The 518-nt window shown below is 52.5% G+C and carries 1 protein-coding gene; it reads left to right on the top strand.

The window, feature by feature from the left end:
* Positions 1-209: 209 nt before the first annotated feature.
* Positions 210-518 (top strand): antibiotic biosynthesis monooxygenase (locus J5J10_RS22220; RefSeq protein WP_211931829.1); only part of this gene is annotated, 309 nt, incomplete at its 3' end.

The following is a 518-nucleotide window of genomic DNA, read 5'->3' as shown; positions in this document are numbered from 1 at the left end:
ATCGCGCTCTTGGGCACAGTTCTCCAAGCGCTAATCGCGCTTTGGGGCGCAGTTCTCCAAGCGTTAATCGCTTCTGGAATTTGGCATTTGGAAAGCGGGGCCTCGGCTCCGCTTTTTTTGTTCTCAATTCATCACGCAATTGAATTGGTTTATCACTGCTGAACTATGGAATAGAGAACGCTTACGGAACATTTCAAGAAGGCTTTGACATGCCATCACCGTTTGCCACGCTTCCAGCCCCACCCTATTACGTTGTCTGTTTTTCATCGACGCGCACGGACGGCGATAAAGGCTATGGTGCCATGGCGGTTGCCATGGTCAATCTCGCCAGCCAGCAGCCGGGTTTTCTGGGTGTGGAATCGGCGCGGGGAGCCGATGGCTTCGGCATAACCAACTCCTATTGGGCAGACGAGATCTCAATCCGCAACTGGAAAAAAGTGGTTGACCATCTTGCCGCTCGAAGCCAAGGTCGCACGGAATGGTACAATCATTATGAAGTGCGGGTAGCCAAGGTTGAG

The organism is Ciceribacter sp. L1K23 (assembly GCF_018122705.1).
In the GTDB taxonomy this organism is placed as follows: Bacteria; Pseudomonadota; Alphaproteobacteria; order Rhizobiales; family Rhizobiaceae; genus Allorhizobium.
This window is presented reverse-complemented; position numbering and strand designations above follow the sequence as displayed.